The sequence below is a fragment of the Faecalibacterium sp. DFI.5.82 genome (genome assembly GCF_029076575.1).
Lineage (GTDB): Bacteria > Bacillota > Clostridia > Oscillospirales > Ruminococcaceae > Faecalibacterium > Faecalibacterium duncaniae.
In genome coordinates this window covers 98,815-125,696 of the sequence record NZ_JARFIS010000008.1, presented here as the reverse complement: position 1 = coordinate 125,696, position 26,882 = coordinate 98,815, and the positions used below count along the sequence as shown (strand labels likewise).

General features: G+C 53.9%; 31 protein-coding genes. 3 read left to right on the top strand and 28 right to left on the bottom strand.

The annotated features are described in order from the left end of the window. Positions 1 to 39: 39 nt before the first annotated feature. From P0G09_RS10820 to P0G09_RS10685, 28 genes are all read right to left on the bottom strand, one after another. Positions 40 to 285, bottom strand: coding sequence for a CPCC family cysteine-rich protein (locus P0G09_RS10820; RefSeq protein WP_097779474.1), 246 nt, complete (start codon positions 283 to 285; stop codon positions 40 to 42). Positions 286 to 314: 29 nt separating this feature from the next. Further along, positions 315 to 749 (bottom strand): hypothetical protein, encoded by a 435-nt coding sequence (locus P0G09_RS10815; protein ID WP_217210624.1) that lies wholly within the window; start codon positions 747 to 749, stop codon positions 315 to 317. Between the two features lie 65 nt (positions 750 to 814). Further along, positions 815 to 1,750: a hypothetical protein gene (locus tag P0G09_RS10810; protein ID WP_217210627.1), complete on the bottom strand. Its 936-nt coding sequence runs from the start codon at positions 1,748 to 1,750 to the stop codon at positions 815 to 817. A gap of 21 nt (positions 1,751 to 1,771) precedes the next feature. Further along, positions 1,772 to 2,494 (bottom strand): AAA family ATPase, encoded by a 723-nt coding sequence (locus P0G09_RS10805; RefSeq protein WP_097782402.1) that lies wholly within the window; start codon positions 2,492 to 2,494, stop codon positions 1,772 to 1,774. Positions 2,495 to 2,528: 34 nt separating this feature from the next. Then, positions 2,529 to 2,915, bottom strand: coding sequence for a DUF2500 domain-containing protein (locus tag P0G09_RS10800; RefSeq protein WP_015565177.1), 387 nt, complete (start codon positions 2,913 to 2,915; stop codon positions 2,529 to 2,531). 1 nt (position 2,916) lies between these two features. Continuing rightward, on the bottom strand, positions 2,917 to 3,264 hold the full coding sequence (locus tag P0G09_RS10795) for a DUF6054 family protein (protein ID WP_015565178.1): 348 nt from the start codon (positions 3,262 to 3,264) through the stop codon (positions 2,917 to 2,919). 173 nt (positions 3,265 to 3,437) lie between these two features. Further along, the gene (locus tag P0G09_RS10790; protein WP_015565179.1) at positions 3,438 to 3,641 is read right to left on the bottom strand and encodes a transposon-transfer assisting family protein; all 204 of its coding nucleotides are present in this window, start codon (positions 3,639 to 3,641) and stop codon (positions 3,438 to 3,440) included. Then, complete coding sequence (locus tag P0G09_RS10785; protein WP_215665591.1) at positions 3,631 to 4,146, bottom strand: YodL domain-containing protein; 516 nt, start codon at positions 4,144 to 4,146, stop codon at positions 3,631 to 3,633. The genes P0G09_RS10790 and P0G09_RS10785 overlap by 11 nt, the downstream gene beginning before the upstream one ends. Positions 4,147 to 4,154: 8 nt before the next feature. Then, positions 4,155 to 5,042, bottom strand: a complete 888-nt coding sequence (locus P0G09_RS10780; protein WP_217210629.1) for an LPD16 domain-containing protein — start codon at positions 5,040 to 5,042, stop codon at positions 4,155 to 4,157. Then, positions 5,042 to 7,114, bottom strand: coding sequence for a type IA DNA topoisomerase (locus P0G09_RS10775; protein ID WP_217210774.1), 2,073 nt, complete (start codon positions 7,112 to 7,114; stop codon positions 5,042 to 5,044). The genes P0G09_RS10780 and P0G09_RS10775 overlap by 1 nt, the downstream gene beginning before the upstream one ends. 60 nt (positions 7,115 to 7,174) lie before the next feature. Next, positions 7,175 to 7,906: a DUF4366 domain-containing protein gene (locus tag P0G09_RS10770; protein WP_217210631.1), complete on the bottom strand. Its 732-nt coding sequence runs from the start codon at positions 7,904 to 7,906 to the stop codon at positions 7,175 to 7,177. Continuing rightward, positions 7,890 to 8,156, bottom strand: a complete 267-nt coding sequence (locus tag P0G09_RS10765) for a DUF4315 family protein (protein WP_055191823.1) — start codon at positions 8,154 to 8,156, stop codon at positions 7,890 to 7,892. Before P0G09_RS10765 ends, P0G09_RS10770 begins: the two co-directional genes overlap by 17 nt. A gap of 14 nt (positions 8,157 to 8,170) precedes the next feature. Next, positions 8,171 to 9,904, bottom strand: a complete 1,734-nt coding sequence (locus P0G09_RS10760) for a C40 family peptidase (RefSeq protein ID WP_217210633.1) — start codon at positions 9,902 to 9,904, stop codon at positions 8,171 to 8,173. Continuing rightward, entirely contained in the window at positions 9,901 to 12,294 is a 2,394-nt protein-coding gene (locus P0G09_RS10755) for a DUF87 domain-containing protein (protein WP_217210635.1), read from the bottom strand. Before P0G09_RS10755 ends, P0G09_RS10760 begins: the two co-directional genes overlap by 4 nt. Continuing rightward, on the bottom strand, positions 12,266 to 12,631 hold the full coding sequence (locus P0G09_RS10750) for a PrgI family protein (protein WP_217210637.1): 366 nt from the start codon (positions 12,629 to 12,631) through the stop codon (positions 12,266 to 12,268). The genes P0G09_RS10755 and P0G09_RS10750 overlap by 29 nt, the downstream gene beginning before the upstream one ends. Before the next feature lie 13 nt (positions 12,632 to 12,644). Then, positions 12,645 to 13,511, bottom strand: a complete 867-nt coding sequence (locus tag P0G09_RS10745; RefSeq protein WP_217210638.1) for a CD0415/CD1112 family protein — start codon at positions 13,509 to 13,511, stop codon at positions 12,645 to 12,647. A 272-nt stretch (positions 13,512 to 13,783) separates the two neighbouring features. Further along, on the bottom strand, positions 13,784 to 14,227 hold the full coding sequence (locus P0G09_RS10740; protein ID WP_275252649.1) for a hypothetical protein: 444 nt from the start codon (positions 14,225 to 14,227) through the stop codon (positions 13,784 to 13,786). Further along, positions 14,205 to 14,687, bottom strand: a complete 483-nt coding sequence (locus P0G09_RS10735; protein ID WP_005943070.1) for a DUF3990 domain-containing protein — start codon at positions 14,685 to 14,687, stop codon at positions 14,205 to 14,207. Before P0G09_RS10735 ends, P0G09_RS10740 begins: the two co-directional genes overlap by 23 nt. An 84-nt stretch (positions 14,688 to 14,771) precedes the next feature. Beyond that, complete coding sequence (locus P0G09_RS10730) at positions 14,772 to 14,987, bottom strand: Maff2 family protein (protein WP_055186938.1); 216 nt, start codon at positions 14,985 to 14,987, stop codon at positions 14,772 to 14,774. Positions 14,988 to 15,127: 140 nt separating this feature from the next. Continuing rightward, positions 15,128 to 16,894: a type IV secretory system conjugative DNA transfer family protein gene (locus P0G09_RS10725; RefSeq protein ID WP_217210640.1), complete on the bottom strand. Its 1,767-nt coding sequence runs from the start codon at positions 16,892 to 16,894 to the stop codon at positions 15,128 to 15,130. Next, positions 16,891 to 17,355, bottom strand: a complete 465-nt coding sequence (locus tag P0G09_RS10720; protein ID WP_217210641.1) for a PcfB family protein — start codon at positions 17,353 to 17,355, stop codon at positions 16,891 to 16,893. The genes P0G09_RS10725 and P0G09_RS10720 overlap by 4 nt, the downstream gene beginning before the upstream one ends. A 24-nt stretch (positions 17,356 to 17,379) precedes the next feature. After that, a complete protein-coding gene (locus P0G09_RS10715) occupies positions 17,380 to 17,991 on the bottom strand; it encodes a DUF3846 domain-containing protein (RefSeq protein ID WP_217210642.1) in 612 nt (203 codons plus the stop codon). A 114-nt stretch (positions 17,992 to 18,105) separates the two neighbouring features. Beyond that, the gene (locus tag P0G09_RS10710; RefSeq protein WP_217210643.1) at positions 18,106 to 18,528 is read right to left on the bottom strand and encodes a hypothetical protein; all 423 of its coding nucleotides are present in this window, start codon (positions 18,526 to 18,528) and stop codon (positions 18,106 to 18,108) included. Between the two features lie 62 nt (positions 18,529 to 18,590). Next, complete coding sequence (locus P0G09_RS10705; protein ID WP_158388136.1) at positions 18,591 to 19,523, bottom strand: ParB/RepB/Spo0J family partition protein; 933 nt, start codon at positions 19,521 to 19,523, stop codon at positions 18,591 to 18,593. After that, the gene (locus P0G09_RS10700) at positions 19,480 to 20,307 is read right to left on the bottom strand and encodes a ParA family protein (protein WP_217210776.1); all 828 of its coding nucleotides are present in this window, start codon (positions 20,305 to 20,307) and stop codon (positions 19,480 to 19,482) included. Before P0G09_RS10700 ends, P0G09_RS10705 begins: the two co-directional genes overlap by 44 nt. Before the next feature lie 4 nt (positions 20,308 to 20,311). Next, positions 20,312 to 21,178, bottom strand: coding sequence for a DUF6017 domain-containing protein (locus tag P0G09_RS10695; RefSeq protein WP_154276794.1), 867 nt, complete (start codon positions 21,176 to 21,178; stop codon positions 20,312 to 20,314). A 169-nt stretch (positions 21,179 to 21,347) separates the two neighbouring features. Beyond that, positions 21,348 to 21,977 (bottom strand): helix-turn-helix domain-containing protein, encoded by a 630-nt coding sequence (locus P0G09_RS10690; RefSeq protein ID WP_156070813.1) that lies wholly within the window; start codon positions 21,975 to 21,977, stop codon positions 21,348 to 21,350. Positions 21,978 to 22,604: 627 nt separating this feature from the next. Beyond that, complete coding sequence (locus P0G09_RS10685; RefSeq protein ID WP_275252652.1) at positions 22,605 to 23,273, bottom strand: alpha/beta hydrolase-fold protein; 669 nt, start codon at positions 23,271 to 23,273, stop codon at positions 22,605 to 22,607. A gap of 208 nt (positions 23,274 to 23,481) precedes the next feature. On the opposite strand from P0G09_RS10685, the gene P0G09_RS10680 reads away from it, so the two are divergent. From P0G09_RS10680 to P0G09_RS10670, 3 genes are read left to right on the top strand one after another with little or no spacing between them, the layout of a single operon-like run. Beyond that, positions 23,482 to 25,134, top strand: a complete 1,653-nt coding sequence (locus P0G09_RS10680; RefSeq protein WP_275252647.1) for a histidine kinase N-terminal 7TM domain-containing protein — start codon at positions 23,482 to 23,484, stop codon at positions 25,132 to 25,134. Further along, complete coding sequence (locus P0G09_RS10675; protein ID WP_275252646.1) at positions 25,119 to 26,105, top strand: hypothetical protein; 987 nt, start codon at positions 25,119 to 25,121, stop codon at positions 26,103 to 26,105. The genes P0G09_RS10680 and P0G09_RS10675 overlap by 16 nt, the downstream gene beginning before the upstream one ends. After that, entirely contained in the window at positions 26,102 to 26,731 is a 630-nt protein-coding gene (locus P0G09_RS10670; RefSeq protein WP_156067890.1) for a response regulator transcription factor, read from the top strand. The genes P0G09_RS10675 and P0G09_RS10670 overlap by 4 nt, the downstream gene beginning before the upstream one ends. The last annotated feature ends 151 nt before the right edge of the window (positions 26,732 to 26,882 follow it).

Sequence of the window (26,882 nt, the reverse complement as noted above, 5' to 3'; positions counted from 1 at the left end):
TTGGGTTATCGTTGACTTTGAAGTTCTGATGATGAATGTCTATTTTTCATCGCTTTCGGGCGGACGAACATAACGTAACATTTTTCTTTCACAGGCACCAAATTCCAAATAGTTGTTTTTTGCCTCGTTTAGAGTTATTCCATGATTCAAGTCACTGGGGTCGCTATCAGAAGTAATAAACGGGTCATTCTCCCAAAAGCAAACTGGGCAAATGTACCCACAATCTTCCTTTGGTGGAACATTATAAGTAAAACATTCGCAGCATGGACATTGATACTTTTTCAAATAGATGCACCCCCGCAAGCACCGACTTATCAATTTGTATATGGCTCTGTGTCTTTTCCATCGTATACAATTACTTTAATGTTGGTGGCCGCATCAACATCCGCATGAATACCTACGGTATATTCTTTGTCCGTAACATTCGCAAAAGAGTAGCAGCTTCCCGCAGGAATATTGCCGGATACGATTTCCTGCTCGCCTTCGCAGAGCAAATGCACTACAATTTCAAAATCATTCCTATTCTGAATCGTCAGTGTGCCCGTTTTGGATGAAACCTTTACATTAGAATAAGTGATTACATATTGGGCAGATGTTGATTTTTCTGTACAAGACACAGAGCAATCCCATTGGATTGTAGCCTTCGCCTTTCTGTAAGATTCCGAAGATCTATACGCCGAAATTATAATGATTGCGGCTACGGCAAAGACGCTCACGATAATGAACACTATTGGTGCTTTTTTCTTCATAGTCTTTATCTCCGAAATTTCCAATTCATTGAGTTGAGCATATTACATACGCGAACACTCCAACCCTACAGCTCAATTTCCACCGCAAGCTGCTCCTGCTTTTCTTTTTCGTCAGCGATTTGGACATCAACATCTTCGCGTATCTTTTTCAGAAGTGCAAGGACTCGCTTGATTTGACCTTTGGTATTCTCCACTCTGCTCTGTGCCTGATTGATGTGATCCAGAACTGCCCAGTCTGCAAAGAGGCCATCAAAGAAGAAATCCGCAAATTTCAAAAAGCTGTCTACTGTAACCTGAAGGTCTGCGGTGATCTCAACATCGGCAAGTTCAGTTTTGAACCGCCGCAGTTCCACTTGAAGCTGTTCGATTTGTTCCTGCGCATCGTCCAGTTCCGCATACTTGGCGAGATCCACCCCCAGACCACCACCCATCACGTCCCATGTGCTCCAGCCCTCGGCATTATCCAGCGTTTCCAGAACTTCATTGACCGTGTGCAAGGCAGTCTTTCCGGCGTGGATGGCCTCCAGCAGTTCCCGTTTTTGGACTTTCAGCGCGGCAATGCGGCTTTCGCTTTCTGCAACCTGCTGTGCGGCAGGGTGGGCAGATGCTTTGAGGCTTTTGATTTTTTCGGAAAGAGCAGCTTGATACTGCCTTTCGCAATCGGACAGCCGTGCCAGCCTATTTTGAATTTGTGCTAAATCAGCATCAACGGAAGAAAGGTCATGGAGAGCCACATCGTACTTGACACGGGCTGCATAGGCTTCCTGCCGTTCCTTGTCCAGTTTTTCATCCATTTTTCCGATTACTTGATAGAAAAATGCGGCAAGGCTGTGTCCCTCCAGACGGTCCACATCAGCCTGCTCTGCCAGCTTGGATTTTTCCAGCTTTTTCAGGCGATCAGCAAGCGTATCTCTCTGGGCGGTCAGTTCTTTCTGTTTTGCTTCGCAGCTTTTCTTTTCAGCGACCTGCTGCCAAAGCTCTTTCAACGTAGAATCACTCATATGGAATGTCCTTTCCCGGCATTACGTTTCTTCGTTCAGAAGCTGGTTCAAAAAATGCTGCCGATTATTTACAAATGTTTTGGTGATAACGTAGCTGTCCGTATCTTCATACTGACAAGGATGAATCGTGCCATTGTCGAAGCTAAAAATTTCAGCATCAGGCATTCCGAGGAGAATGGGTGAATGTGATACGATAATGAATTGCGCCCCTTCTTGGGCACACCGATGAATGTTGATCAGTAACGTGAGCTGCCGCTGCGGGGATAAAGCGGCTTCCGGCTCGTCAAAAATATAGACTCCATCTGCACCCATGTAGTCCTGCGCAATAGCGAGGAAACTTTCACCGTGTGATTTTTGGTGATAGCCTTTGGAGGGATGATCGTCATCGGAATAGTCGATTTCCTTGGTGGCTACATTGTAGAAGCTCTCTGCCCGGAGAAAATACCCGAACTTTGGTCTGCGATACCCCTTGGAAATCGTCATAGCCTCACATAGTTCCGAATGGGAGTTGTATGTGGAAAATGAATAGTTCTTCGTTCCACCCTCTGCGTTGAAGCCGTAAGCAACAGCGATTGCTTCCAGAAGCGTAGATTTTCCGCTTCCATTTTCGCCAACAAAGAACGTAATGGGCTTATGGAATGTAAAAGTGTCGATTCCGCTGATGGCAGGAATCTGACGAACATAATTGTATGGGCGCACTCTGTTCCAGTCGATGGTCAGCCCTTGGATAAACAGATCGTTCATACAGCACTCCTTACTATATAATGTAGGAGAACGATTAGTTCCGCTCAAACCCAAGATAGCGGGTGCCCTGAAAACTCAGCTTTCCAATGTCGCCCTCCACAAGCATTCCGTAGTCCGAACCATCTACTTCAAGTTCCATGCGGTCGCCGCTTTCCACCTGAAAAGTCACATAGTATGACGTGAACGTGCTGGTGTCGTATCCGTGCGCACCGGACACATCTCCGGCATTGGCACTACTGGAATGCGAAACATCGGTACGCTTTGCCACCACCGTTGCCGGAACGGTAAGCCGCGGCGAGTGGTTGTTTTTATTCCATGTGCGGAGATTTGAAATTAGGGCAAAGAAAAACATTCCCATAAAAAGCAGGAACAGGATTGGGAAAATGAAGCTGAATATAGCGTCAAACCATCCAAAAAACATTTTACTCCTCCAAAATTTCTTCCAGCAGGTTCTTTACGTCATCCAGAAAAGATTCTTCTCCAATGGTATTGATTTTGAAGAAGACCGCTTGACTGCCGCCTGCGGTAATTGCAGACAGCCGAATCGGGTTATCTCCATTCTGGAACATGGTCAGCGTCAGACTCAGGCGGTTGCCGCCCATCATGCTGTACCGTTCAAACACCCGGACACTGCACCGGGTATTGCCCTCTTTGAAATCGCTGCCTGCCTCTAAATCTGCCGACCAACTGCTGTCCGGGATTTCCTTTTCCAGCTTCCAAAGCAGCTCGTCAAAGTTTTTGTTTCGGATGGTCTTTTCAAAGATTGCCATAATGGTTCCTCCGTTCTGACAATTAAAAATCGGTCCCTTATTTTTGATACGAGCAGAGCCACAGGAAAATTGCGGAGGAATCGCTTGAAGAGAGGAATTTTGTCTGATTTGATTATAGCATATCTTTTGGAAGAACAAAATACTTTATGTACGCCGCCCGCAGGCGGCAAAGATCAGTCCAGTGGAAATTCCAATTCAGCAAACTCCGCATCGGTCAGCAGTTTCAGCTTCTCGATAACACCCTCCGACAGTTCCCGCAGGGCAGTCTCATCGGGCATCAGGTAGCACTGCATCAGCCGCAGTTCGTGCACCAGCCCCAGCCGGGTTCCGGAGTTATAGAGCATCATCAGGGTCAATTCTTCGTGGTCAAAGTTCATGTTCATCCCTCGCTTTCCGGCAGACGGTGGGGTTGCACTCCGGGGCATCGCACTTCTCTTTGAGATTCATCAGCACCGAAGGGCGTTCCGGCTGCTTGTCCAGAAACCCCTGTAAATCCTTGAAGCCGATGCTGTCCACATAATGCACAGACACCTCGCCATTGCGTTTGAGTGCGATCACATCGCTGACCGATAGGCTGTGTCCCTCAAAATCCTGCGGACGGGAGAGGTTGAACATCTGAAACAGTTCTTCCAAAACCTCATTGTTCGGAGCATCCTGCCACATGGCAGGCAGATCAGCATAGTAAGTGACCTCGTAATGTTCCGGGTCTGGCGTTTTGCCCCGACGATGCAGTTCCCGCATGGAAGCAAATCTTTCATCGAGGATTTTTTCGTCATGCCGCAGCTGCATCACCATATAAACATCGCACCCTGCGTTCAGAAACTTCTGAGGGATGTCCGTCATGGGTTCGCCGTCAAAATTCTGGCTCCATTTTTGCTGCATAGCTCACCTCACAGTTCCGGCGCAGAGCGTACAGACGATTTCGGCGCAGCCGTATCACTTGCCAGTTCTGCCAGCTTTTCCAATGTGGAGGGGCGATGGTCTGCGCTCAGTTCTTCTGCTTCCGCAACTTTATCCATGACGGCATCGTAGTCCTGCAACAGCCGCCGCCCCTTTTCCATGTGGTGCGCTTCCAGAATCTGCTCACGGGCTTCCTGAATGGTCAGTTCCGGTGCATCCAACTGCCCACCGTCCATCACGGAATAATCGCTGTGGTAGAGGGTGTAGTCCCATCCATCCTCACAGGACTGGATGGCAAGGTAGCCTTTGCCGCCCAGTTCCCACGCCGCCTGCTCGTCCTGTGTCTGAATTTCCGGGTAGAAGTCTGCATGGTTTCGTTCCATAACTTCGGCAAACTGGCAGATGTGGAACACATTGCCCAGACCGCCCATGTCAAAGTGATAATCATCCAGATGTTCCACCCGTGCCGTAAAACTGTGTCCATTCGGGTAATCCACCTGAATCACGCCGCCATCTGGAATGCGATAGAGGTCATCATAGTGGCTGTTGATGAGACGAATATCCTTCGGCAGCGTTTCCGGCTCCCAGATGCGCCGCCTGCCGATGCCCGCCTGCGGGATGTTTTCGAGGATCTTTACGCTTTCCTGTTGGATAGCCTTACGGTCATCGTCCGAAAGTTCAAACAGATACCAGTTCCGGGCGGCAGAAATGGCGTTCCTGCCATCGGGCGGCAGGTTCTTTTCCGAGATCTGCCCGCTTTCCAGCGGCTCACCAGTTACCTTGTTGTAGGTGGCAAAGCCGACGCCTGCACCGTTTTCCCGGAGGTGGAGATAGCGTTCATCGTTGATAAGGTAAACCGCTTCTTTTTTCTGCTCCATCAGCAACCACCTTCAAATTCAAGAGAAAACTTGCTGCGGCCATCGGGTTCGGTGCCCAGCAGCACGGTGGCGTTGTAGGTCTTGCCCTTGGCACTCTTGCAGTCCTTCAGGCGGACACGGCCATCCCGCAGCAGCTTGTCTGCCACATGAGCGTCCAGCCGCTTACCCAGACGCTTAAAGAACGCATTGTCCTTCCACAGCACAAAACGGCAAGGATTGGATTCACAGAACCATCCCTTTTCACGCTCCACAACATTTGCACCGCAATTCGGACAGACACCAATGATTTTGTTTTTCATAAGTGCATTCACTCCTTTTTTCATTTCCGTGTTCTTTACCAGTTCGGTAATCATCGTATTGATCTCGGTCATAAATTCGCTCGGCTCCATTTCGCCATGCTCGATTCGCAGTAGCTTTGTTTCCCAATCGGCGGTCATTTCCGGGGATTGGATTTCTTCGGGCATCACCGTAATAAGGGCTTTGCCCTTGTCGGTAGGCAGCAGCACCTTGGTCTTTTTGTTGCCCTTCCGCTCCAGAAAGCCCTTCTGCACCAGTTTTTCGATAGTGGCGGCTCTGGTAGCCGGAGTGCCGATGCCCTGACGTTCCACACCCTCCGGCACACTGTCTGCACCCGCTGCCTGCATAGCGGACAGGAGCGTATCTTCCGTGTAGGATTTCGGCGGGGACGTTTGACCTTCCTTCAGTCCGGCATCAGCAACGCTGCACTGGCTCTGCTCTTGCGCATCGGGCAGAACAACTGCTTCCTTTTGCTTGCCCAGAAGTTCCCCCAGCATTTTTCGTTCCATGACTTTCCATCCGTCGGACAGCACCACCTTGCCTTTTGCGGAAAACTCTTCCCCGGCGCAGATGGTGGTGAGCGTGGTTTCTGCATAGCGGTGCGGTTCGCCTACGGCGCAGAGCAGCCGTGCGGCAATCAGCCGCAGGATATTCCGCTCCCCGGCAGGGAGGGCGGCAAGGTCTGCGTTCCCCATACTTTTCGTGGGCAGCAGTGCATGGTGGTCGGTGACTTTGCTGCCATTGATGACCTGCTGCACATGGATGGGAAACGGCTCTTCCACGGCAAACGCCTTGCCCGTATTCGTCACCAGCCCCGGCAGGGATGCCGCCATATCCTCCGTCAAAAAGCGGCTGTCTGTGCGGGGGTAGGTGATGAGCCGTTTTTCGTAAAGGCTTTGGGCATAATCCAAGGTCTGCTGTGCCGTAAACCCCAGCAGACGGTTTGCATCCCGCTGCAATGCGGTAAGGTCGTAGAGCTGCGGCGGACTTTCGGACTTTTCCTTGCGTTCCATCTTCTGCACTGTGACACGTCCCTCCTTTCGGCATTTGGAAAGCAGCAGTTCAGCATCCGCTTTCTGTGTAAATCGTTTGCTGGATGCAGTGCCGCCGTCCGCAAGGGTCAGGGCAACCGTGTAGAATTTCTCCGGCACAAAGGCGGCAATGGCGGCTTCCCGCACCACCGTCATGGCAAGCACCGGGGTCATAACACGCCCCACTGCCAAGGGCTGGTTGTACAGACACGAAAAAAGCCGGGACGCATTGATGCCGACTGTCCAGTCGGCACGTTCCCGGCAGAGTGCTGCATTGTACAGCGCATCGTATTCAGTTGACGGTTTGAGATGGGCAAAGCCCTCCAGGATAGCAGATTCTTCCATACTGGACAACCACAGGCGGGAGAAGGGCTTTTTGCAGCCTGCTTGCTGGTACACCAAGCGGAAGATCAGTTCTCCCTCCCGGCCGGAATCGCAACTGTTCACAATGCTGTCTACGTCCGGGCGGTGCATCAGCTTTTGCAGGATGCCGTACTGCTTTTTGGTGCTGGCAGACACCAGATACTGCCACTTTTGCGGCAGGATGGGCAAATCTGTGATACTCCACTTGACGTACTTGGCATCGTAGACATTGGGCGGAGCAAGTTCCACCAGATGACCCACACACCAGCTCACCAGATAGCCGTTGCCCTCAAGGTAACCGTCCTGACGGTTGGTGGCACCGAGGACTTTAGCGTAAGCCATGGCAACGGACGGCTTTTCCGCTACGATCAATTTTGCGATAAATATCCCTCCATTCTGTTTCGGATTGCAATATGTAGGCGGCAGACCGCCGCCTTAAAATCAGATAGGTTCGGTATCTTCTTCGCCGGTCTCCTCCGGCTCATCCTCCACAGGAATTTCAAAGTCGCCCTTGTCCTCGGTGTAATTTACATCGGGGTCAAGGGCTTCTTTTTCGGCCTGCTTTTTCTGCTTCTGCTTTGTGAAAGCATAGAAAATGCCGCCTGCCGCCAGTGCAATCAGCAAGACCACGCCCAGAAACCCGGACGCGATCTTTGTGACCGTGTTTTCCTTGGGCGTTTCCGTGCCGGATGCTGCCGCTTCTTCGGCGGCTTTCTTCGCTTCTTCCTCGGCTTTCAGCCTGTCCTGTTCAGCCTGTGCCGCTGCTTCCTTTTCAGCGGTATAAGCGTCCGCATCTTCTTCCTCCATCAGAGCCAGAAGGTCGGCTTCGTCCACAAGGTTCATAAAGTGAACGGTCTGCTGCCCCTTGGCGTTGCGGTCAATCACCAGATAGAAAGTAGCACCCGACTTCGACACCAGCGTAATGAACTGCTGTCCGCTGCCATCGGAATAGTTGGTGTGGTAGTCGTCTACCAGCGTCAGATTGCCCTCCGGGGTCAGGGCACCAGAGGTTTCGTCCGTGATGGTGACAACATCCTCCTCCACCACTTCCGGCAGAACCGGCTGCTCCACGGGGGCGGCTTCGCCCTCAAAGGCAAAAGCGGGAGCCGCCATGCCAGCGCACAGTGCCGCCGATACCAGCAGCGCGCCCAGTTTCTTAATCTTCATCTGCATCGACCTCCTTCTCGAAAGTTGCACCCACGGCAGACAGCGCAGCCGGGTTCGGGGTGGCGGTTGCCGACTGCCGCAGCAGGGCAGCAAGCTGTTCCGGCGTGACCTTTGCAGTCCGCACCATCTCGTTGACCTCAGCAGAATCTTCCTCCTGAATGCGCCGTTCCAGAATCTCGATACGATTGTTCAGTTTGATGCGGCGTTCCTTCTCTTTTTCCAGCATCGCCCGCAGCTTATCCGATTTTTCGCTCATAGTAACTCCTCCAATCATTTTGAAAGCCGTCCGAACCCGGCGAGATGCTTCTCCCAGTAGGACGAGTGAATGTTTGCGTACTTGATGGGGTCTCCGGCACTGACCATCATGCCATTGCCCAGATAGATCCCGGTATGGCTCATGCCGGGGGTGTCGTAGGTGCCTTTGAAAAAGACCAAATCTCCGGGCTTTGCTTCTGCTTCGGAAATGTGCTGGCTTTTCTGCCACAAGCCGTTGGCGGTGGTGCGCCCCACATCGTAGCCGTTCTGGTTGTACACCCAGCAGACGTAGCCGCTGCAATCGAACCCGGTTTCCGGGGTGGAGCCGCCCCAGACGTAGGGTGTGCCCACATACTTTTGCGCCTCCTTGTAGATGGCGGAAAACTCGCTGTCCGTCAGGGCTTCTGCCGGAACTTGATAATCAACGCCCGGTGTGCCGGAGCCATCGGAGCCACCGGGCGGCAAGCCTCCATTAAAGAGGTAAGGTCTGCCGCCCAGTGTATCCTGAAAAATCTCGTACCGTTTCCATTGGTCGGCATTCAATTCTTCCCGGATAACGACTTCCAGTCCTTTGTTTACCAATTTGGTGTGGAAGATGCGGTACTCGTAGGGCACCTGCGTGGGAACCGGGATTCCTGCCGGGCTGATGACCCAGACGGTCTTATACCGTATCTGTACCTCCACCCATGTGGTCAACTGGTACTGCTTTTTGAAGGTCTCCTTCAGCTTGCTCTGCACCTCCGACCGAGTGTAATCGTCATACAAAGTGGTCAGAAACGAGGTCAGCTGCCACGGGTCGTGCTCGATGGGGTCGAGGTGGTACTGGTACTCGTTGTAGCCGGGATGGTCGGTGGGAGTGCGCTTGATCTTTTTATCCAGCTCCTTTTCCAGCTTCTTGTAATCCTGTTCTGCGCCCCGGATGTCCCGGTCCTCGGCAGAGTACATGGTCTGCCCGGACACCTGTGTGCCGCCCGAAAAGAGGATACCGCAGGAGGAAAAACCCGACATTACCATCAGGATGAGCAAAAGAAAAACGCCCACGATCACCAGAACGTGTGCGTTGCTCTTGGCGGCATTCGCCAGCCCTTTCACGGCAGTGCTGACGGCAGTTTTGCCCTTTTCTACCGCCTGTTCCATGCTGGACCGGGCGGCAGATGCACCGTTGGATGCCGCTTTGCCGCCTACGGTCTGCGCCGCCGTGCCCGACCGGGCGGCGGCGTAATAGCTCTGCCGGATGTTCTGTTTCTGCCGCCACCGGGTAAGCCAGTTGGAGCTGCCCTCGCTGGTGCTGGATGCGCCTGCATCTTGTGCCACAGTCGGTTCCTGTGCAGAAGATTTTGCGGTTTTTGTGCCTTTCTTGCCCTGCATCTTGGCTTTCTTCTTGAGTTTGCGGGCGTAGCGGCTCTTGGCAATATCGTGGGTAGTCTCAGCGGCTTTTTCGCCCTCGCTCAACGCCTGTACACCGACGTTTTCATCCTCGTACTGGTCAACCTCCCGATGCACCGCAGAGCGGGCGGCATGGGCAGCGTACATCTCCCGCTTCTGTGCCTTACTCAACCGGCTCAGTTCGTCCGGGGGCAGTTCCGCCTTGCCGAACCGCAGGTGCTGGTTTTTTTCGGCGGTCTTTTCTGCATCGGTTTTCAGTTTCTTCTTTCTGGGCACCGACTGCTCCACCTTGGCTTTTTTCGGGGGAGAACGGGTCTTTTTTGCGGACGTTTCCTCTTTGATGTCCAGCTTCGGTTTACTCATTTCTGCGCGCCCTCCGAGACTTCACCCAACTTGGTGGTCATAATGCGGTAGAGTTCCAGATCGGTGGGGAATCGGTCCACAAACGGCAGAATGACATTGCCGAAAAACAGCAGCCCTTCGCCCTCGCCGGAGTGGGTCACATAGGAAAGCTGATGGGGCGAGATGTTGAGCTGCTTTGCGAGGATCTGCCGGTCTCCTGCCGCCTGATTCAGCATGATGATCATGTCACTGTTCTCGAAAATATTCTCAACTTCACGGGAAGAAAGAAGGTCTTTCACGTTCTGGGTCAGCCCCGTGGGAATACCGCCCCACTTGCGGAAACGCTTCCAGATCTCCACGGAATACGCCGCAGTCTGCTCCTCTTTCAGAAGCAGGTGCATCTCGTCCATATAATACCGTGTAGACTTTCCGCTGCTGCGGTTTGCAGTGACACGCCCCCAGACCTGATCCTGCACAATGAGCATACCGAGTTTCTTCATCTGCTTGCCCAGTTCCTTGATGTCGTAGCAGACGATGCGGTTATTGACGTTCACGTTAGTGCGATGGTTGAACAGGTTCAGACTACCCTTGACGTAGATCTCCAGTGCGGTGGCAACATGGTGGGCTTCCTTCTCGTCCTGCTGAAGCAGAGCGTTGTACAAGTCCTCAAGAATGGGCATATTCTCCGGGCAGGGGTTCGCAAAATATTTGCGGTAGATCAGATGCACACAGCGGTCGATGACGGTTTTCTCCACCGGCAGCAGCCCTTCCTTGCCGCCCACCACCAGTTCGCACAGCGAAAGGATAAAGTCGGCTTTCAAGGAAAGTGGGTTATCTTCCTCGGAGTAGTTGGCGTTGATGTCCATGGGATTGATGAACTGGGTACTGTTGGGCGAAATTTTGATGACCTGACCTTTCAGCCGATTCACCAGCGGCGAGTATTCGCCTTCGGGATCGTTCACAATAATATCATCGTCCGTCACCAAAAAAGCGTTTGCGATTTCCCGCTTTGCCGAGAAACTTTTGCCGCTTCCCGGAGTGCCCAAAATCAAGCCATTCGGGTTCTTCAGCTTCTTCCGGTCCACCATGATCAGGTTGTTGGACAGGGCGTTCAGGCCGTAATACAGGCTCTCTTTGCCGGACTGGTAAAGTTCCTGCGTGGTAAACGGGATAAAAATTGCCGTGCTGCTGGTGGTCAGACCTCGCTGGATCTCGATCTGACAGTCTGCCAGCGGCAGGCTGCTCATCAGCCCCTGCTCCTGCTGAAAGTCAAGGCGGCACAGGTTGCAGTTGTGCTTTTGGGCAATACTGGATGCCTGAAAAACATTGTTTTCCAGTTCCTGTTCCGTGCGCCCGGTGTTCAGCACCAGAAAGGTGACAAGGAACATCCGCTCGTTCTGGCTCTGCAATTCTTTCAGCAGGGCTTTGGCATCCCTGCCGTAAGTTTTCAAATCTGACGGCAGAATGTCTATATCATAACCGGAACGGATTGCTTTTTTCTGCTCCTCAATGGTACTGCGATCCAGTTCCGTGATGGTGCGCTTGACCGTCTTGATGGCCTTGTTCTGGTCAACGGACTGGATGTGCATGGTGACGATCTGGCTGGAATCCATATCGAGGAAGTCTTTCAGCAGCTGGTCGCTGATGTCGGATGCCGTGATGCTCAGAAAGCTGGCAGCGCAAAAAATGCCGCCCATCTGGAACGTCCGGGAGTTTTTGAAGGCAAAGGCGGTGGGTGCAATGGCATCCTTCACCGAAAGCCCACTTTTTACGAGGTCTTTCCAGTCAAAGTGAAACTTGGATGCGCCGTCCATGTTGAACATATCGTGCATGAGCTTCAGCCGCTGGGCACCGTTCAAGGGCTTTGACTGCACCCCCAGCCGGTGGAAGTTGTTCAGCAGGTCATTCTGGATGTGGTCAAGCCGGGGCTTGACCTGTGCCATGCTTTCGCCCTCCACACCAAAGGTGATGAATTTGGTCTTGGTCAGACCATTATTGCCCTTGGCAAGCTGCTGGCGCAGCATCTGGGAATACTCCGCACGAACATCATCGAAACCATCTCGCTGGTACGGGATACGGATGCTTTTCTCAAACTCGGTGCTGTCGGTTGCCATGTTCACGAAGGACAGCTCAAATTTGATGGAGCTGTCGAAGAAGTTCAGAAAACTGCACCATTCCTCAAAAATGGCGGTCTTGTCCTCCTGCTGTGCCAACTGATAGTTGATGTCCTGATACTGGATGGTGCGGGTGTAGTAGTTGGGCTTCACCCGGCAGGTGCCATCTTCAAACATCCGCTGCATGGGGATGGACTGCTGGGCAGTCCGGGGCACAGCAGGCTTTGCGTTCTGCCTGCGCTTCTGCGCAGACTGCGGCTTACTGTGCTTACCGGTCTTTTTCCAAAACGGAATCATGGGTCACGCCTCCCTTCATAAGCAGTGCATAGTAGTTGTTGGTCTTGTAGGGGCGAATCTTCGGGCGGAGAAACCGGGACTGCACATAGTACGACAGCAGCTTTTCCATGGGCTGACCATTTTTCTCGTACATACCCAGAAAAAATGCAGGCAGCATAACGGCCATCATGCCAAGGGTGGCGGCAGTGTTGCCGCCGGAATCCCGGAGAACAAAAAACAGCGGCACTCCAATGAGAGCCGCTGTGCCGAAACAAAGCAGTTGCCGTTTGGTCAGGTTGAACGCCACTTTGGATTTGACCTTGGTCAAATCACGGGGAACGGAAATATACGCAGCCAAGTAAGCACCTCCTTTAATGCGCTCCGAGAACGGATTTTGTCACGGAGCTGGTCTTGAACAGGCTGAAACAGAGCAGAACGGTATAGCCTACGATGCTCCAGATGGAATTAATGGCATTCCCGGAAATTGCCACGCTCTGGATCAGCACCGCATAAATCGCCACGCAGATGAGGATGAGAAAGCCTTGAAAGCCCAATGCGAACAGGCATTTCAGGTAGTTCTGCCCCATGTGCGACTGCTCATGGTTGCCGAAGGTCGCCATGGGGATGGGCGCAAGGCTCACCATGCAATAGATCTCGATCATGCGTCCGTACACGATCACAAAAATGATGATACTCAAGATCCGCATGGTGATGCCGATGAAGAAACTTTGCAAAAACAGCCCGAACAGGGGGCCTACATCCATCTGCATCAGGCTGGCTTCCAGCATAGACAAACCAATGTCGTTGACACGGGTGTTTCCGGCGATGATGCCGCTGGAATCGGACACTACCTTCTGGGTGATGTCGAACACCGCCATCACAAGATCAAAAGTATTGCTGATGAGCCAGACCGACACCGCCGTTTTGAAGATCCAGCGCATGATGAGGGCAGGCTCGAACTGCGCCATATTGTTATGCTGAGTGATCATTTCAATCAACTCATAACAGGCGATGAAGGTCAGGATGATGCCTGCAATGGGCAGCACCACATTCCGGGAGAGGGCTTCGATCATTGCAAACACCCGTGGCTCAAAGCTGGAGGGCTTGGTGCCCACCTGCTGTGCGATGTTGCCAACCTGCGTGTTCACATCGTCGAACAGGCCGCTGAGATTTGACATGATGCCTGCCGTCAGGATGCCTTTGATCCAGTCGGCAATGGCTTTGAGAACGGTTTCCATTCAGCAGTCACCGTCCTTAGCTGAAGTGGTTGATAAGGGTCTTGAGAAGGTTCAGGAGGAAAATAATGTGGGTCAAAAACTGCATAAAAGAACACTTCCTTTCGTTGATGGGTGGATAAAAACACGGCTTGGGGCACGGACATTCAATAAAACTGCAAACCGCAGAGGGCTCCTTTGCTGCTCAAGCCGCCGTATGGAATAATCGACTCAGAAGCCGATGAAAACAAAAATGCCGACTGCTTTTCGGCAATCGGCATAGGACAATGATTCAGTTATGCAAGCATCTTGCCCTCCAGATAGGAGCAGCGGAGATAATCAGGATTGGTGTAGTACACGTTGGAATTGAAATCGGAGATCTCATCCGTGATAAACGACGAAAAAACATCCAGAATTGCCTGTGCAGCATCCTCATCCTTCATGGTGGACAGCACCAGCCCCTGATACAGCATTCCGATGGAGGTTGCAGCAGGGACCGTATAGCGGCACTCTGCGGCGGTATCAAAATCCCCATCCGGGATGTTGAGATCTTCGATCAGCTCATCCGAAACCTGCTCAAAGGACAGGCAATGGTTTACTTCTGCCAGCCGGAGCTGCCGTTCGATGTCGGCTTTTGTAAAGTGATGGATCACATCCTGCCGATGATTTTGGGTCTTGCGGGCAATGGTCTCGATCAGGCTGCAAACATAGAGAACATCATTTTTCTGCTTTTCGGTCATGGATGGGCTCACTCCTCTCAAAGGTCAGGCAGTGCAAAGCGTTTACGGTATGAAAGCTGATTTGATGCGTTGGATGCTTGAATTTCGCCAATGCCCAAAATGCTTCACGGCTGATCTGCCCGGACGTAAATCCGTTGACGTAATCCCAAATGGTGTCGTCTGCCATGGGTCCCTCAACAATATCGTAGGGATGGGTTTCACCTGCACGACATTTTGCAATAAAATCCAGCCATTCGTCCGACATTTCAGGGAAACGCAGGATCTTCAGGTCGGGATTTTCTACATAGCGATAGACGTTCACAAGGCCATCGGCAGAACGGCGGTCTGCCCAGCGGTAGGCTTGCTGATAGTTGTTCGTGCAGTAGAATCCCCAAGAAAAGTCCTTTGTATACCGTGTGATGCGGATTTCGGGATAGACAACTTCTTCTTTACTGCCATGATACAATAAAATCTCGCTCATCTGCTTCACCTTCTGTATGTGAGATCGTTACTATGGCTTTCCTTATTATAATATGTACCGGGCGGCAACCGCCGCCCGCCGTTCTTAACCGAACAGGCCGCTCAGCAGGGGAATCAGGGTAATGCCGACCAGAGCGACACCGCCGCCAGCCATGAGCTGCTTCATGCCCTGAGACTTGGAGCCGGGGTTGTCGTTACCATAACCTTCCAGCAGGTTGATGGCACCCCAAACGCCGAGACCGGCACCCAGAGCCACGACCAGAGTCTGAAGAACTTCGATAGCAGAGTTGAAGAATTCCATAGTCTTTTCTCCTTTATTATAAAGCGTTTTCGATCATTTGTACACACCCGAAATCTTATTGTTTTACACTGTATAACCGCAGCAAGGCTGATTTTCTGGTGCACTTTTCTGACCGGGACAAATTAAAACCGCCTACCGGATCAGGCAGACGGGAGCGAATCAGCATCAATCACAACAAATTCATCATTGGGATTGATTTTTTCTTTTCGGTTCAGATATTTTTCAATATCGAAGGTGTTTTTGGGGTCATAGTCCGAGGTCAGCTTGTAGTTGGGGTGCTGGGTCAGGTCGTACTTGTCGCTCAAAAACGGTCTGACGCCACGCAACTGCAAAATACACTTGCCGCCGTCCAGCACCGCAAGCTCGTCCCGGCTCAATAATTCGTGTCCCATCTTTTGGAACGTAGTGCCGTAACTGGGGCTGTTGCCACGGGTATCCGAGGTGTTGAAGGCGTCGATGGTCTCCTTGCCTAGCATTTCGGACAAGTCTTTCAGGGTGGTAGGTTCGCTGCCGCCGAGGAAAATCTGGCTATCCATGTTGCCCACGATGGTGTCCGCATTGTCCTTGTAGATGGCTTTCAACTGGCTTCTCGCCTGCAAAATAAGGCAAGCTGAGATCTCACGGCTGCGGATGGTGGCCACCAACTTTTCCAGATTGGGAATCTGCCCGATGTTGGCGCACTCGTCAATAAGGCATCGTACATGGATGGGCAGTTTGCCGCCGTACACATCATCTGCTTTATCGCAAAGCAGATTGAAAAGCTGCGTGTAGACCATGCTGATGAGGAAATTAAAGGTGGAATCCGTGTCCGACATGATGAGGAACAGAGCTGTTTTCTTATCGCCCAGCGTGTCCAGTTGCAGTTCATCGTACATGGTAAGGTCCCGCAACTCTTGGATGTCGAAGGGGGCTAATCTGGCACCACAGGAAATGAGGATGGATTTTGCGGTCTTTCCGGCAGCCAGCTTGTAAAGTTTGTACTGCCGTCCGGCAAAGCTGTTGGGCTTCTTTTTTGCCAGTTCTTCAAACAGCAGATCCACCGGATTTTGATATTCCTCGTCGTCCTCCAGCACCTGCATGGTGTTGAGCATTTCCAGCAGAGTAGCGAAGTTTTGCTCCTCGACAGGGGCTTCATAATGCAGATAGGCGATCAGGGCGGTGAGCAAAAGACGCTCGCTTTTCTCCCAGAAGGGGTCTCCGCCGGACCCTTCGCCCTTGGTGTTGGTCATCAGGGTCGTGACCAGTTTCAGAATGTCCTTTTCGCTGTGGACATAGGCGAAGGGATTGTAGTGCATACTCTTGGAAAAGTTAATGGTATTCAGGATCTTGACCTTATAGCCATTCTTCAACATTGCATTGCCACATTCAAGCACGATAGTTCCTTTCGGATCGGTGACAACATAGGAACTGTGGCATTGCAGGAGATTGGGCTTGAGCCAAAACCGGGTCTTGCCGCTGCCGGAACCGCCCACCACCAGCACATTTTTGTTTCGGGCGTTCTTGGGGTCAGGCGGACGGTTAGACATCATCAGCCGCTCCGTTTTGGTCAGGATGATATTGTCCTCGAACTTTGGAGCCATGAACGGTTCAATGTCCTTGGGCGTGCCCCACCGGGCAGAGCCGTATTCCATGCCGTGGCGGTACTTCTTAGCATTTTTTCCTTTCAGATAGACCGCCAGCCATAACCCTGCGCCGCAGCACAGACCCACCAGCAAATCAAGCGGATGCAGGCTGGGCAGAGGGTCCGCAAACGCCACCGGGATGGTGCCCATCATGGACATGATCTTATCGCCCAGCTCTTTGCCCTCCGCAAGCCGCCACGCCTCACCAAGGTTGGTTGCCACCAGCCCCAGCAGAAGATAGGGCAGGTACAGCGCCAGCAGCTTTGTCAGCTTTTTTGTGGTCACAGCCCACGCTCCTGTTCCTTGTGCCGGACTTTGCCGGGGAGTTCTGCCGCCGCCTGCACCAGCTCCTGCAATCGTGCCAGCACCGAGGGGCGTTTGTCCTTGTTCAGCAGGGATGCCGAATACTCCTTGAACGCCGATTGGAAGGCTTCTGCATCCGGGGCTTTGAAAAAGACCAGATACCGGGGCGGCACCTCGGAGGTGTCCTTTCGGATGGCGTAGTCGATGCCGTACTTTTTGGCGTAGCGTTCCAACCCACGGATGCCGGTCTTGCTGATCTCCACGCTGGAAACGCCCCGGTTTTGCCGCAGAAGGGTGCGGACGCTCTGCTTGCCTTGGGATGCCTTGGACTGGTACAACCGAATCGCCGCTTTTACCGCCCGGAGAACAGTCCGGGCAGACAGCTTGGTGGTGGAGATCATAATATTGAAGGTTTTCTGTTCGATTTCTTCCTGCACTGCCATCACCTCCCGTGCAGCAGGGGGATTTTAGCGGTCATGCTCTGCCGGAGGCTTGGTGCAGGGCTTTTCTGTCGGAGGTTCGTCGGGCACCGACAGCACCAGCAGACGATTGCCCAACTTCAGAAAGGCTTCCGGCTGATGAAAAAGCTGCTCGTACTTCTGCGCCAGTTCCGGGGTCAGGGATGCGAAATCCTTCTCGCCCAGCCCCACCACCAGAAAGGTCCCGGCAACGGCATCGTACATCTGCCCGTCCTCGTCCCGCAGGGCACGGTTCAGGGGCAGCCCCATGAGCTTTCCGTCATCGTTATAGACGATAGCAACCGGGTCATCAGCAAAGGGGTAGCTTGCGCCGATGGAGCCTCCCACAGCCTGCTGCAAATCTTCGAGTTCTGCGCCGATGCTGACGTTTCGGGGATGCTCATTGGGCTTCACGAGAAGAACGTCCAGCATCTTCTTTTCCGAAAGTTCGTGCTCACCGGTCGTTTTGAAATCGACCCCCACATAATCCTCATCGGTGAGGACGTAATCTCCATCGCGCCATCCACGGTCAACCATACGCTCCGCTTCTTCCTGCGAAGCGGCTTCTACGGTCACGGTGCGCTGAAGGGTCTCCGTGATCTCCACTTCAAATTTCTTCATGGTCATCCTCCTGCCCGGCATGGGCGGCGTTCAGCAGAGCCGCCACGAAGAAGCCGAAAATGGCACCTGCTTCAAAAAATGCGAAACCGATAAAAAAGTTCAGCATGGCACACCTCAGTCGATGCAGATGCAGGGCAGCTTCTGGTCGTCTGCCATCAGGGTGATGCTGTGGTTTGCCAGATACTTCTGGAACAGGTAGACCTCATCAATGGTCAGCGAGACGACCTCGCCATCCATGTTGGTGCGAGCCAGAATCACCGGGCCGGTCAGGTAGTGTTTGCCGCCCATCTTCAGCACCTGCGCCGGGTTGTAGCAGAGCAGCAGCGAGGTATTAGGAAGGTTCAGGCAGGCATCGTCCTCCTCAAAGCAGGGCAGAATGCCGGGAGCCTCGTCCAGCGTGATGATGGTCAACTCCATATCCGGGGCAATGGCTGCGAGGTAGACCTCGCCGCCCCGGTTTGCCGCCAGTGTAGCGCAGATACGCACGTCAATGGTGATCTCCTCGGAGCGGATGGTACGGGTAGTGTTGTTTTTCATAGGCATTTCTCCTTTTGATGCAAAAGAAAAAGACCCCATCGGGTCTTTCGTTACGGTATAAGTCAGCGTTCATTCTGCCGCTGCTGTTTGCGCTGCCACGCATCCAAAAGCTGGATGATCTTCTCCTCCATCTGTTTGGGAGTGTAGCTGCGTGGGAAATACTTCCGCAGGATCTCGTTTTTGATGGTCACGGTATCCAACTCGCTTTTCTTTTCTTCCCCCATAATATCAACTACGGCTTCTGATGTGAAATTGCCCTCCTGTGCCAACTTTTTTATGCGCTTTGCTTGTGAGAATGAGGGCGCATTTTGCGTATCGTCCATGGCATTTATCATCTCCTGCTGCTGTTCAGTAGAGAGATAAGACAGTTCCACCGCAGGATTAAATGATACTTTTTTCTCATCTACCATATTCAGCAGTTCAGGAATGAGGTTCGTCAAACGAATAAATCGTTGGACTTGTCTGCCACTTTCACCGCTTTCTTTACCAATAAGATCGGCTGTTTCAAAATTCCCGACAACTTGTCGGGAATTTTCTTTTGATGGCCTACCAGCAGTTCTTTTCATAGCATCCATCTTCATTTTGTACGCAAAAGCCCTTTCGCTAGGCGAAATGTGTTCTCGCTGTAAATTGGAATCGACCATCAAAATGGTGGCAGCATCATCGTCCATATTTCTTACAATGACAGGCAGCGTTTCCAGTCCGGCCATCTTTGCGGCGAACTGACGGCGGTGCCCGGAAATGATTTCATAACCATCACCATCTGGGCGCGGCCTTGCGATAAGCGGAGCCAGCACACCAAACTGAGCGATACTTTCTACCGTCCGGGTCATGGCTTCATCATCCACGACCTTGAAAGGATGGTTGGTGAACGGATGCAGTTCACCGATAGGGATTTGCTGCACCTGCTCACGCTGCTGCTCCTGCCGGGATTCCTCGGTGGAGAAAATGTCATCTGCCCCTTTCAGCGACATGTTTAAGCTGCCTTTCGGCATTCGCCATCACCTCCTTCGTCAGAGATTGGTAGGCTTCTGCCACCTTGCCTTTGGGGTCGTGCTGGAAAATGCTTTTGCCCACGGCACTGATCTCCGCAGCACGGACAGACCGGGGAATGGTCTGGTCGAACACTTTGATTTTGCTGCCGTAGGCACCTCGAATCAAATTGTCGATCTGCTGCCCGTAGTTGGTGCGGTTGTCCGTCATAGTCAGCAGAATGCCCTCAATTTTTAGTTTCGGGTTGATCTGCCGCCGGACTTTTTGGACGGTCTGCAAAAGCTGTTCCAAGCCCTTCGCAGACAGGTACTGCGCCTGCACCGGAATCAGGGTGGTGTCCGCTGCTGCCAAGGCATTGACGGTCAGCATCCCAAGGGAAGGGGTGCAGTCCAACAGAATGAAATCGTAGTCGTACTTCGCACCTTCCAGCACTTGTTTGAGCATCTTTTCCCGGTTCATGCAGTTGACGAGAGACACTTCCAGCCCTGCCAGTTCGATGTTCGCCGGAATCAGGTCAACGCCCTCTGCATGGTGCAGAACGCCCTCGCCGGGCTGGATGGGCTGGTCATTCATGGCTTTTGCCATCAGGGTAGAAAGGGTGGTGGGCAGTTCATCCGGCTGCTGCCAGCCCATGCTAATGGTCAGGCTGCCCTGCGGGTCGGCATCCACCAACAGAACTTTTTTGCCCTCCATTGCCAGCCCGATGCCCAGATTTTCACAGGTGGTGGTCTTGCCGGTGCCGCCTTTTTGATTGGTGACTGCAATAATCGTAGCTTTCTTTGCGATAACATCACCCCGCCTTCGGTGAACCACGCGCAAAGTCGTGGTTCGTCTTGTTCTGATAGTAGAGGTTCATGGTGGTGGGCGCATTGTAGAGCATCGCCAGCAGATACTGCTTCATGTTCCGAACCGGGGCAGTGTTTTCTGCCAGTGAATCCAGCACAAAGCGGATATGGTCGGCATTCAGTTTTTTCAGCCGACTGCGTACCACCTCGGTAGGCTTGTCATCTCCTGCGATCCGCAACATCTTGCGTTTGGTGGAACAGGTGTCCACAAGCATGTCTACGATCTGATAGATGGTGTCCTCATCATCCGGGCAGAGCCGGAGCAGGAGGTCTATCTCCAATGCCTGACAAAAATAATCCTCAAGCTGCTCCCGGATGCCCCCGGAATAGATAGGGTCAGGATCGTTCCACTCTGTTTTATTCTTATCAGTCTTATTTGCTTGCGGTTTTGGCTGTTCCAGAATTGTGCTTTCGGCAGCACCAGAATTGCTGTTTGGGCAATTCTGTACTTGCGCTTTGGGCAAGCCGGAGGAAAAATCCTTGACGTAGATCAGGCTTGGTCTGCCCAGCCCACGACGTTTGCGCTCGATGAGGTCGAGCTGCTCCAATTCCCGGAACAGCTTGACCGCCTTGTGTTCGGCGCAACAGAGGGATTCCTGTACTTCCCGGCCTGTGTAGATGATATACACTCGCCCCTGCTCGTCCAGCCAGCCGTTCTTGACTGACAGGCTCATGCGGTCCAGCAGGATGCCGTACAGTGTCCGGGCATCGGTAGAAAGCTGCCGGAAACGGCTGTCTTGGAACAGTGCCTTGGGGATGCGGAAGTAGGAGAACAATTCGCCCGACTGACCATAGAAATAATCCAGCGTCATTTGGTGTGTCCTCGGATTTTCAACTGTGAGTGCTCCTTCATGTGGAAAACTTCCCTCCTTCTGTTTCAAGTAGTTATTCTACTAAGAATAATTACCGAAAGAATAATCTTTGCATCTAAGCAAAAAGGACTGCCTCACATACATTTCGTTGTGGAGCAGTCCTGTCTGTTTAGTATGTAATGGTCATTGCACCCTCGTGGCAGTCCTGTGCATAAGTGCGGAGCAGGTCAAGGTGCTTTGAGGATTTTCGGACAATACCCGTTGCACGGTCGCCGGACATAAACTCAACGACTGCCAGCCGAGGAATCGTCAATGTACCACGAATTTTGAATCCTACAAGGATCTTCTGATTGCACCATCGCTGGATGCTTTGTGCAGAGTAGCCGGTCAGTTCCGAAACTTCCGGGGTGGTCAGCAGATCATCATATCCAACCGTGAGCTTTTCCCACATGGTATACAGCCCTGTTTTTTCCGGCTCTGTAAAATTGAAGCGTATAATCTCTGCGGCAGACTTGTCCGGGTGCCGTTTGGAGCAGCCGTTCTTTCCGATATAAAAGCCCGTTGGCACTTTATACTTTTCGGGATGATCTTCACGGTCACACAAGTAGGTGATCACATCGTGGGTCGCAATATGGTATTTGCGTGTTTTCTTTCCTGTATTGATACACGGAACGAGACCGAAATCCAGAAGGTACTTTGCGTGTTGCTTGTTGATGCGGGCAACACGGTAGAACTGGTCTTTCGTCATTCCGTTGGGGTATTCTTCGAGAATTTTATAGCACTCTAACAGCGTTCTCATATTCATCCATCCTTTGCTGCTTTGATTTGGTCAGCGTCAGAAGGCAACATATTGTATGGATGGATTTTGGCTCCCGGAATCTCTCTCGCCCGTTCTCTCCAACGGGCATAAAATCTCTCCCAATTCTCTCCAAACGGCTGATTTTTCTGCGTTTTGGAAAGTGGGTTCAAATCCGCACAGAGCCTAGTGATTTGGGATCTTGATGAAATTTTGAGCGTAAATTCGATGGTTCGTATCTTCTGGCAAAGTGGGCTAATTCCCTCTATCTTCCACCAAGTACCATGAAGCAGGAAAAACTCGAAATCGTTTTGTCCTTAACCGGGCACGTGGGTTCGAATCCCACCATCTCCGCCAATAAAAGGCACCGGCTCAGGCTGGTGCCTTTTTTGCGGCAAAGATGGTGTGGATGAGAACAGGGCGGCGGCCTGCAGGCCGCAAGCAATCAGCCCTGCGGGCTGTTGCTTAGCCCGCGGGAGAATGCCCACCATCTCCGCCAATAAAAGGCACCGGCTCAGGCTGGTGCCTTTTTTGCGGCAAAGATGGTGCGGATGAGAACAGGGCGGCCATCGGTATCAATTAGAACTTGTCGGGGCAAGACCCCTCCATTTGCTTCGCAAACGCGAATTGTCATGCGTGTTCCTCCATCACCCAGCGAAAAGCCTTTGCGGTACGCAAATCAGCGTCCTTAAAGTGTCCACCGCTGTTCCATTCAAGGGTGCAGTCTGCGCCACGCTCTGTAAGCCGACTGTGCAGCGTGCGGATATTATCCCCTACCGCAGCCATGATGGTGTTTTTCGTGCGCTCTTCCTTGTCGCCAAGGCTCAGATAAACGTGCTGTGCCTGTATCGGGTGCTGCTGTTCAAACTCCATCCAGCCCGGAAACCACACAGAGGGAGAAGCGGCGGCGATACCGTAGAACAAATCGGTCTGGGTGGATGCCCACAGCGCAAACAATCCCGCCAGCGAGTAGCCACCCAGAATGATTTTGACGTTTTCCGGGAGAGGAAACTGCTGCTCCAGTGTGGGAATGACCTGCTCCGTCAGAAAGCGCAGGGTGTCCCCAGCTTTGCCGCCGAAGCCTTGCTTTCCCCACACGGCAGGGACTTTCCACGGAGAAAGCGCATCGTTCCAGCTTTCCACCGGGATAGCTGCAAACAGAAAATTCTGGCTGCTTTGTGCGATCGCCGCCACTTCATAATCCATACTTTGCAGCTCGTGCTCACCTGTCATTTGGAGCAGCAAGTATTCTGCATTGGCCCCGCCGTAAATGCGGCAAGGTCTGTTCCCGATTTGCATTGTCTGTGTGGTCACTGCGGTATCCTCCCGAAAAAAATTGATAAGCCCAGTATAGCAATTGAAAAATCATTTTGCAATTCAAACGGTTTTCAGAGCAGGCGCAAGCGGCACAGAGGTACATTCCCCTCTGCTCTCTGGCAAATTACAGCACGGATGTGATATAATGGAGAAAAACCACCGGAGAACGGCACAAAAGAAGGAGGCTGGCATGATGGGGCAGAGGCAGCGAGAACAGGTTCAAAGAGGCTGTGCGGTGGGCACCGTGGTGCTGCTGGCATGGCTGTGCCGGGTGCTCCCGCTGGAGGGCCTGCCCTCCGGCCTGCAGGAAGCCTGCGGCATCCTCCGGAGCCTGCTGTATTTGAGTCTGTTCGCAGGGTGGGGGATCTCCCTGTACAACCGCACGGTGCATCCGCAGGTGCGGCGGCTGCTGCTGAACGTGGATCTGTTGATGCTGTTCTGGATCCTTGTGCGCACCCTGCGGTTCCAGCTGAACACTCCCCCGGGGATGGATCGGATGCTGGGGTACATCTACTATGCCCCCATGCTGGGGATACCGGTGCTCTGCGTTCAGCTGGTCCTGACGGTGGACAGATCCGAGCGCTACCGCCTGTCTGCCTGGGCCAGAATGCTGTGGCTGCCCTCGGCGGTGCTGCTGGAGCTGGTGCTGACCAACGACCTGCACCAGCAGGTGTTCCGGCTGCAGCAGCCCTGGAACGAAAACTACCAGTACGGCTGGCTTTTCGGTCTGGTGGTGGGGTGGATCGTGATCTGCATCCTGCTGGCCTTTGGGATCATCGCCCACAAGAGCCGGAACCCCCGGATCCTCCGGCGGCTGCCCCTGCCTGCCATTCCGCTGGTGCTGCTGGGGGTGTACGCGGTGCTTTACGGCCTCCATATCCCCCTGATCAAGCAGTTTCTGGGGGATATGACCATCGTTCACTGCCTGATGACGGCGGCTTCGCTGGAAGGCGGCCTGCGCTGCGGCCTGATCCAGTCCAACACCGGCTATGAGGAGCTGCTGCGTGTCACCTCTCTGGCGGTGCAGCTGGTGGACCGGCAGGGCAACGTGTACTGCTGCTCCGAGAACGGCCGCATGGTGGACCGCCGGGAGCTGCAGGCCGCCATGCATGGCACGGTGCAGCTGGACGAGCACACCCTGCTGCGCAGCGCACCGGTGCAGGGCGGCTATGTGATGTGGCAGACAGACATCACCGAACTGGTGGAAAACATGGAGCGCCTGAAGGAGAACCGCACGGAGCTGGCAGAGCGCAACTATCTGGAACAGCAGAACTACGAGGTGGAGCGCAAGATCAACGCCCTGCGGGAGAAGAACCGCCTGTACGATCTGCTGCAGCGCCAGCTGGCCCCCCAGATCATCCGGATGGATCAGCTTCTGACCCGGTACCGCGCGGCCCCGGAGGCGGATAAGCGGCAGTTGCTGGGGCAGGTGGCAGTGCTGGGCGCTTACCTGAAACGGGGTGCCAACCTGATGTTCCTGGCCCAGCAGCACCGGTATGTGCCCTCGGCGGAGCTGCGGTATGCGCTGGAGGAATCCATCAGCAGCCTGGAGCTGGCCGGGGTGGAGTGCGCCATGGAGGTGACCCACGGGGTCCGGCTTCCGGCAGAGGCGGCAGCGGCCTGTTACAGCCGGTTCGAGTCGGTGGTGGAGGGGGCGCTGGGGCAGCTGGATGCCCTGTTTGTGCGGGCCATCTGGAAGGACCACCGGTTGAACCTTTATCTTTCGGTGGAAACCGGGGCGGACCTGAAAGCCGCCTGCCCCGCCGCTGTGCAGGAGGCCCCGGGCAGCTGGGTGCTGAACGATCACTTTGAAGGAGGTGCCCCGGAATGTGGAACAAACTGAAGCAGTGGCTGCACCCGGACCACATCACCCGCAGCTCCATCAAGGAGGGCTTTGACGACCTGCCCGCGGCGGTGTGCTACTTTACCCCGGACGGCATCATCCGGCTGTGCAACCGGCAGATGTTCCGGGTCTACCGTGCCCTCTCCGGCCGGGATCTGCAATCGCTGGAGGAGCTGCACCAGCAGGTGTGGGCCCCCACCCATGGCCGAAGGGTGGACGGCAAAAATCCGTCCTTTGTGCTGCCGGACGGCACCTGCTGGCTCTACTCAGAGCAGACCGTGTTCGGGGAGGGGGTCCGCCCCCATGTGGAGTGCATCTTTTCGGAGGTGACAGACCTGCAGCGCCAGCGGCAGGAGCTGCTACGGCAAAATCAGGAGCTGCTGCGGATGAACCGGGAGCTGCGCCGGCTGTCGGAGAACGTGCAGGAGATGACCCGGGAAAAAGAGATCCTGGAGTTCAAGACCCGGCTCCACGATGAAATGGGCTACGGCCTTACGGCGGTGCGGCAGTGCCTGCTGCAGCGGAAGGACCCGGCGGAGCTGGAAGCCTCCCTTGAACAGATGAACAAGGCGGTGCAGCTGTTTCGGAAGGACAGTGAGACCCCGCCGGAGGAAAACGAATGGGACGTGTTTGTGGAGGACGCGGCCCAGCTGGGGGTCACGGTGGCCCTGCAGGGGCCCATGCCCCGGCAGCACCAGCAGCTGCTGCTGACCATTGCCCGGGAGTGCATCACCAACGCGGTGCGCTACGCCGGGGCCAACCGGTTGGAGATCACCATCACCCCGCAGGGCGGGGGCCAGCGCTGGCAGTTTGAAAACGACGGCCCGCCCCCCGCAGACCCCGCCATTACGCCGGGCGGGGGGCTTACCGCCATCCAGCGCCGGGTGATGCAGGCGGGCGGCACCATGGAGGTGCAGGCCCGGCCCCGCTACCGGCTGTGTGTGAACCTGCCAAAGGAGGAAACGATATGACCAGCGTTTTGATCGTGGAAGACCAGCGGATGCCCCGGGAGAACATGGAGCACCTTGTGGAGGACAGCGGCCGCTACCGCCGGGTGGCCTCCCTGAGCACAGCGGAAATGGCGCTGGCCCAGTGCGCCCGGCATGCCGTGGATCTGGTGCTGATGGATGTGTGCACCAAGGGCAGCCGGGACGGCATTGATGTGGCGGCAGAGATCAAGGCCCGGTACCCGGAGACCAAAGTCATCATCATCACTTCCATGGTGGAGGAAAGCTACCTGAAACGGGCAAAGGCCGCCGGGGCCGAGAGCTTCTGGTACAAGGATGTGTCCCCTGAGAGCCTGCTGGAGGTGATGGACCGCACTATGGCGGGGGAAAGCCTCTACCCGGACCGCACCCCGGAGACCCGCCTGGGGCAGGTCAGCAGCACCCAGCTCACCCCCCGGGAGATCGAGGTGCTGCGGCTGGTGTGTGAGGGGCTGGAATATGAGGAGATCGCCGCAGAGCTGGGCATCTCCTCCCGCACCGTAAAGCGCTTTGTCTCTTCCCTGCTGGAAAAAACCGGCTACTCCAACCGCACCCGCCTGGCCATTGCCGTCACCAAGAAAAACTTCATTCTCCCCCATCTGGAGGAGTGAGAAACCTCTCCGTCTCGCATTCGCTCGCCACCTCCCCTAATAGGGGAGGCAAGAAAGGCGCTGCTTTACGGCAAACTGTCGTGCAAAACCCCTCAGTCACGGCTTGCGCCGTGCCAGCCCCCCTAGTAGTGGGGCCTTTGGCAAAGAGGAT

What these genes read in the sequence shown, in the direction of transcription:
- P0G09_RS10815 (WP_217210624.1), bottom strand. Translation starts at nt 749, where the DNA reads ATGAAGAAAAAAGCACCAATAGTGTTCATTATCGTGAGCGTCTTTGCC.
- P0G09_RS10810 (WP_217210627.1), bottom strand. Translation starts at nt 1,750, where the DNA reads ATGAGTGATTCTACGTTGAAAGAGCTTTGGCAGCAGGTCGCTGAAAAG.
- P0G09_RS10805 (WP_097782402.1), bottom strand. Translation starts at nt 2,494, where the DNA reads ATGAACGATCTGTTTATCCAAGGGCTGACCATCGACTGGAACAGAGTG.
- P0G09_RS10800 (WP_015565177.1), bottom strand. Translation starts at nt 2,915, where the DNA reads ATGTTTTTTGGATGGTTTGACGCTATATTCAGCTTCATTTTCCCAATC.
- P0G09_RS10795 (WP_015565178.1), bottom strand. Translation starts at nt 3,264, where the DNA reads ATGGCAATCTTTGAAAAGACCATCCGAAACAAAAACTTTGACGAGCTG.
- P0G09_RS10790 (WP_015565179.1), bottom strand. Translation starts at nt 3,641, where the DNA reads ATGAACTTTGACCACGAAGAATTGACCCTGATGATGCTCTATAACTCC.
- P0G09_RS10785 (WP_215665591.1), bottom strand. Translation starts at nt 4,146, where the DNA reads ATGCAGCAAAAATGGAGCCAGAATTTTGACGGCGAACCCATGACGGAC.
- P0G09_RS10780 (WP_217210629.1), bottom strand. Translation starts at nt 5,042, where the DNA reads ATGGAGCAGAAAAAAGAAGCGGTTTACCTTATCAACGATGAACGCTAT.
- P0G09_RS10770 (WP_217210631.1), bottom strand. Translation starts at nt 7,906, where the DNA reads ATGCAGATGAAGATTAAGAAACTGGGCGCGCTGCTGGTATCGGCGGCA.
- P0G09_RS10765 (WP_055191823.1), bottom strand. Translation starts at nt 8,156, where the DNA reads ATGAGCGAAAAATCGGATAAGCTGCGGGCGATGCTGGAAAAAGAGAAG.
- P0G09_RS10760 (WP_217210633.1), bottom strand. Translation starts at nt 9,904, where the DNA reads ATGAGTAAACCGAAGCTGGACATCAAAGAGGAAACGTCCGCAAAAAAG.
- P0G09_RS10755 (WP_217210635.1), bottom strand. Translation starts at nt 12,294, where the DNA reads ATGATTCCGTTTTGGAAAAAGACCGGTAAGCACAGTAAGCCGCAGTCT.
- P0G09_RS10745 (WP_217210638.1), bottom strand. Translation starts at nt 13,511, where the DNA reads ATGGAAACCGTTCTCAAAGCCATTGCCGACTGGATCAAAGGCATCCTG.
- P0G09_RS10740 (WP_275252649.1), bottom strand. Translation starts at nt 14,227, where the DNA reads ATGACCGAAAAGCAGAAAAATGATGTTCTCTATGTTTGCAGCCTGATC.
- P0G09_RS10735 (WP_005943070.1), bottom strand. Translation starts at nt 14,687, where the DNA reads ATGAGCGAGATTTTATTGTATCATGGCAGTAAAGAAGAAGTTGTCTAT.
- P0G09_RS10730 (WP_055186938.1), bottom strand. Translation starts at nt 14,987, where the DNA reads ATGGAATTCTTCAACTCTGCTATCGAAGTTCTTCAGACTCTGGTCGTG.
- P0G09_RS10720 (WP_217210641.1), bottom strand. Translation starts at nt 17,355, where the DNA reads ATGGCAGTGCAGGAAGAAATCGAACAGAAAACCTTCAATATTATGATC.
- P0G09_RS10715 (WP_217210642.1), bottom strand. Translation starts at nt 17,991, where the DNA reads ATGAAGAAATTTGAAGTGGAGATCACGGAGACCCTTCAGCGCACCGTG.
- P0G09_RS10710 (WP_217210643.1), bottom strand. Translation starts at nt 18,528, where the DNA reads ATGAAAAACAACACTACCCGTACCATCCGCTCCGAGGAGATCACCATT.
- P0G09_RS10705 (WP_158388136.1), bottom strand. Translation starts at nt 19,523, where the DNA reads ATGCCGAAAGGCAGCTTAAACATGTCGCTGAAAGGGGCAGATGACATT.
- P0G09_RS10695 (WP_154276794.1), bottom strand. Translation starts at nt 21,178, where the DNA reads ATGACGCTGGATTATTTCTATGGTCAGTCGGGCGAATTGTTCTCCTAC.
- P0G09_RS10690 (WP_156070813.1), bottom strand. Translation starts at nt 21,977, where the DNA reads ATGAGAACGCTGTTAGAGTGCTATAAAATTCTCGAAGAATACCCCAAC.
- P0G09_RS10685 (WP_275252652.1), bottom strand. Translation starts at nt 23,273, where the DNA reads ATGCAAATCGGGAACAGACCTTGCCGCATTTACGGCGGGGCCAATGCA.
- P0G09_RS10680 (WP_275252647.1), top strand. Translation starts at nt 23,482, where the DNA reads ATGATGGGGCAGAGGCAGCGAGAACAGGTTCAAAGAGGCTGTGCGGTG.
- P0G09_RS10675 (WP_275252646.1), top strand. Translation starts at nt 25,119, where the DNA reads ATGTGGAACAAACTGAAGCAGTGGCTGCACCCGGACCACATCACCCGC.
- P0G09_RS10670 (WP_156067890.1), top strand. Translation starts at nt 26,102, where the DNA reads ATGACCAGCGTTTTGATCGTGGAAGACCAGCGGATGCCCCGGGAGAAC.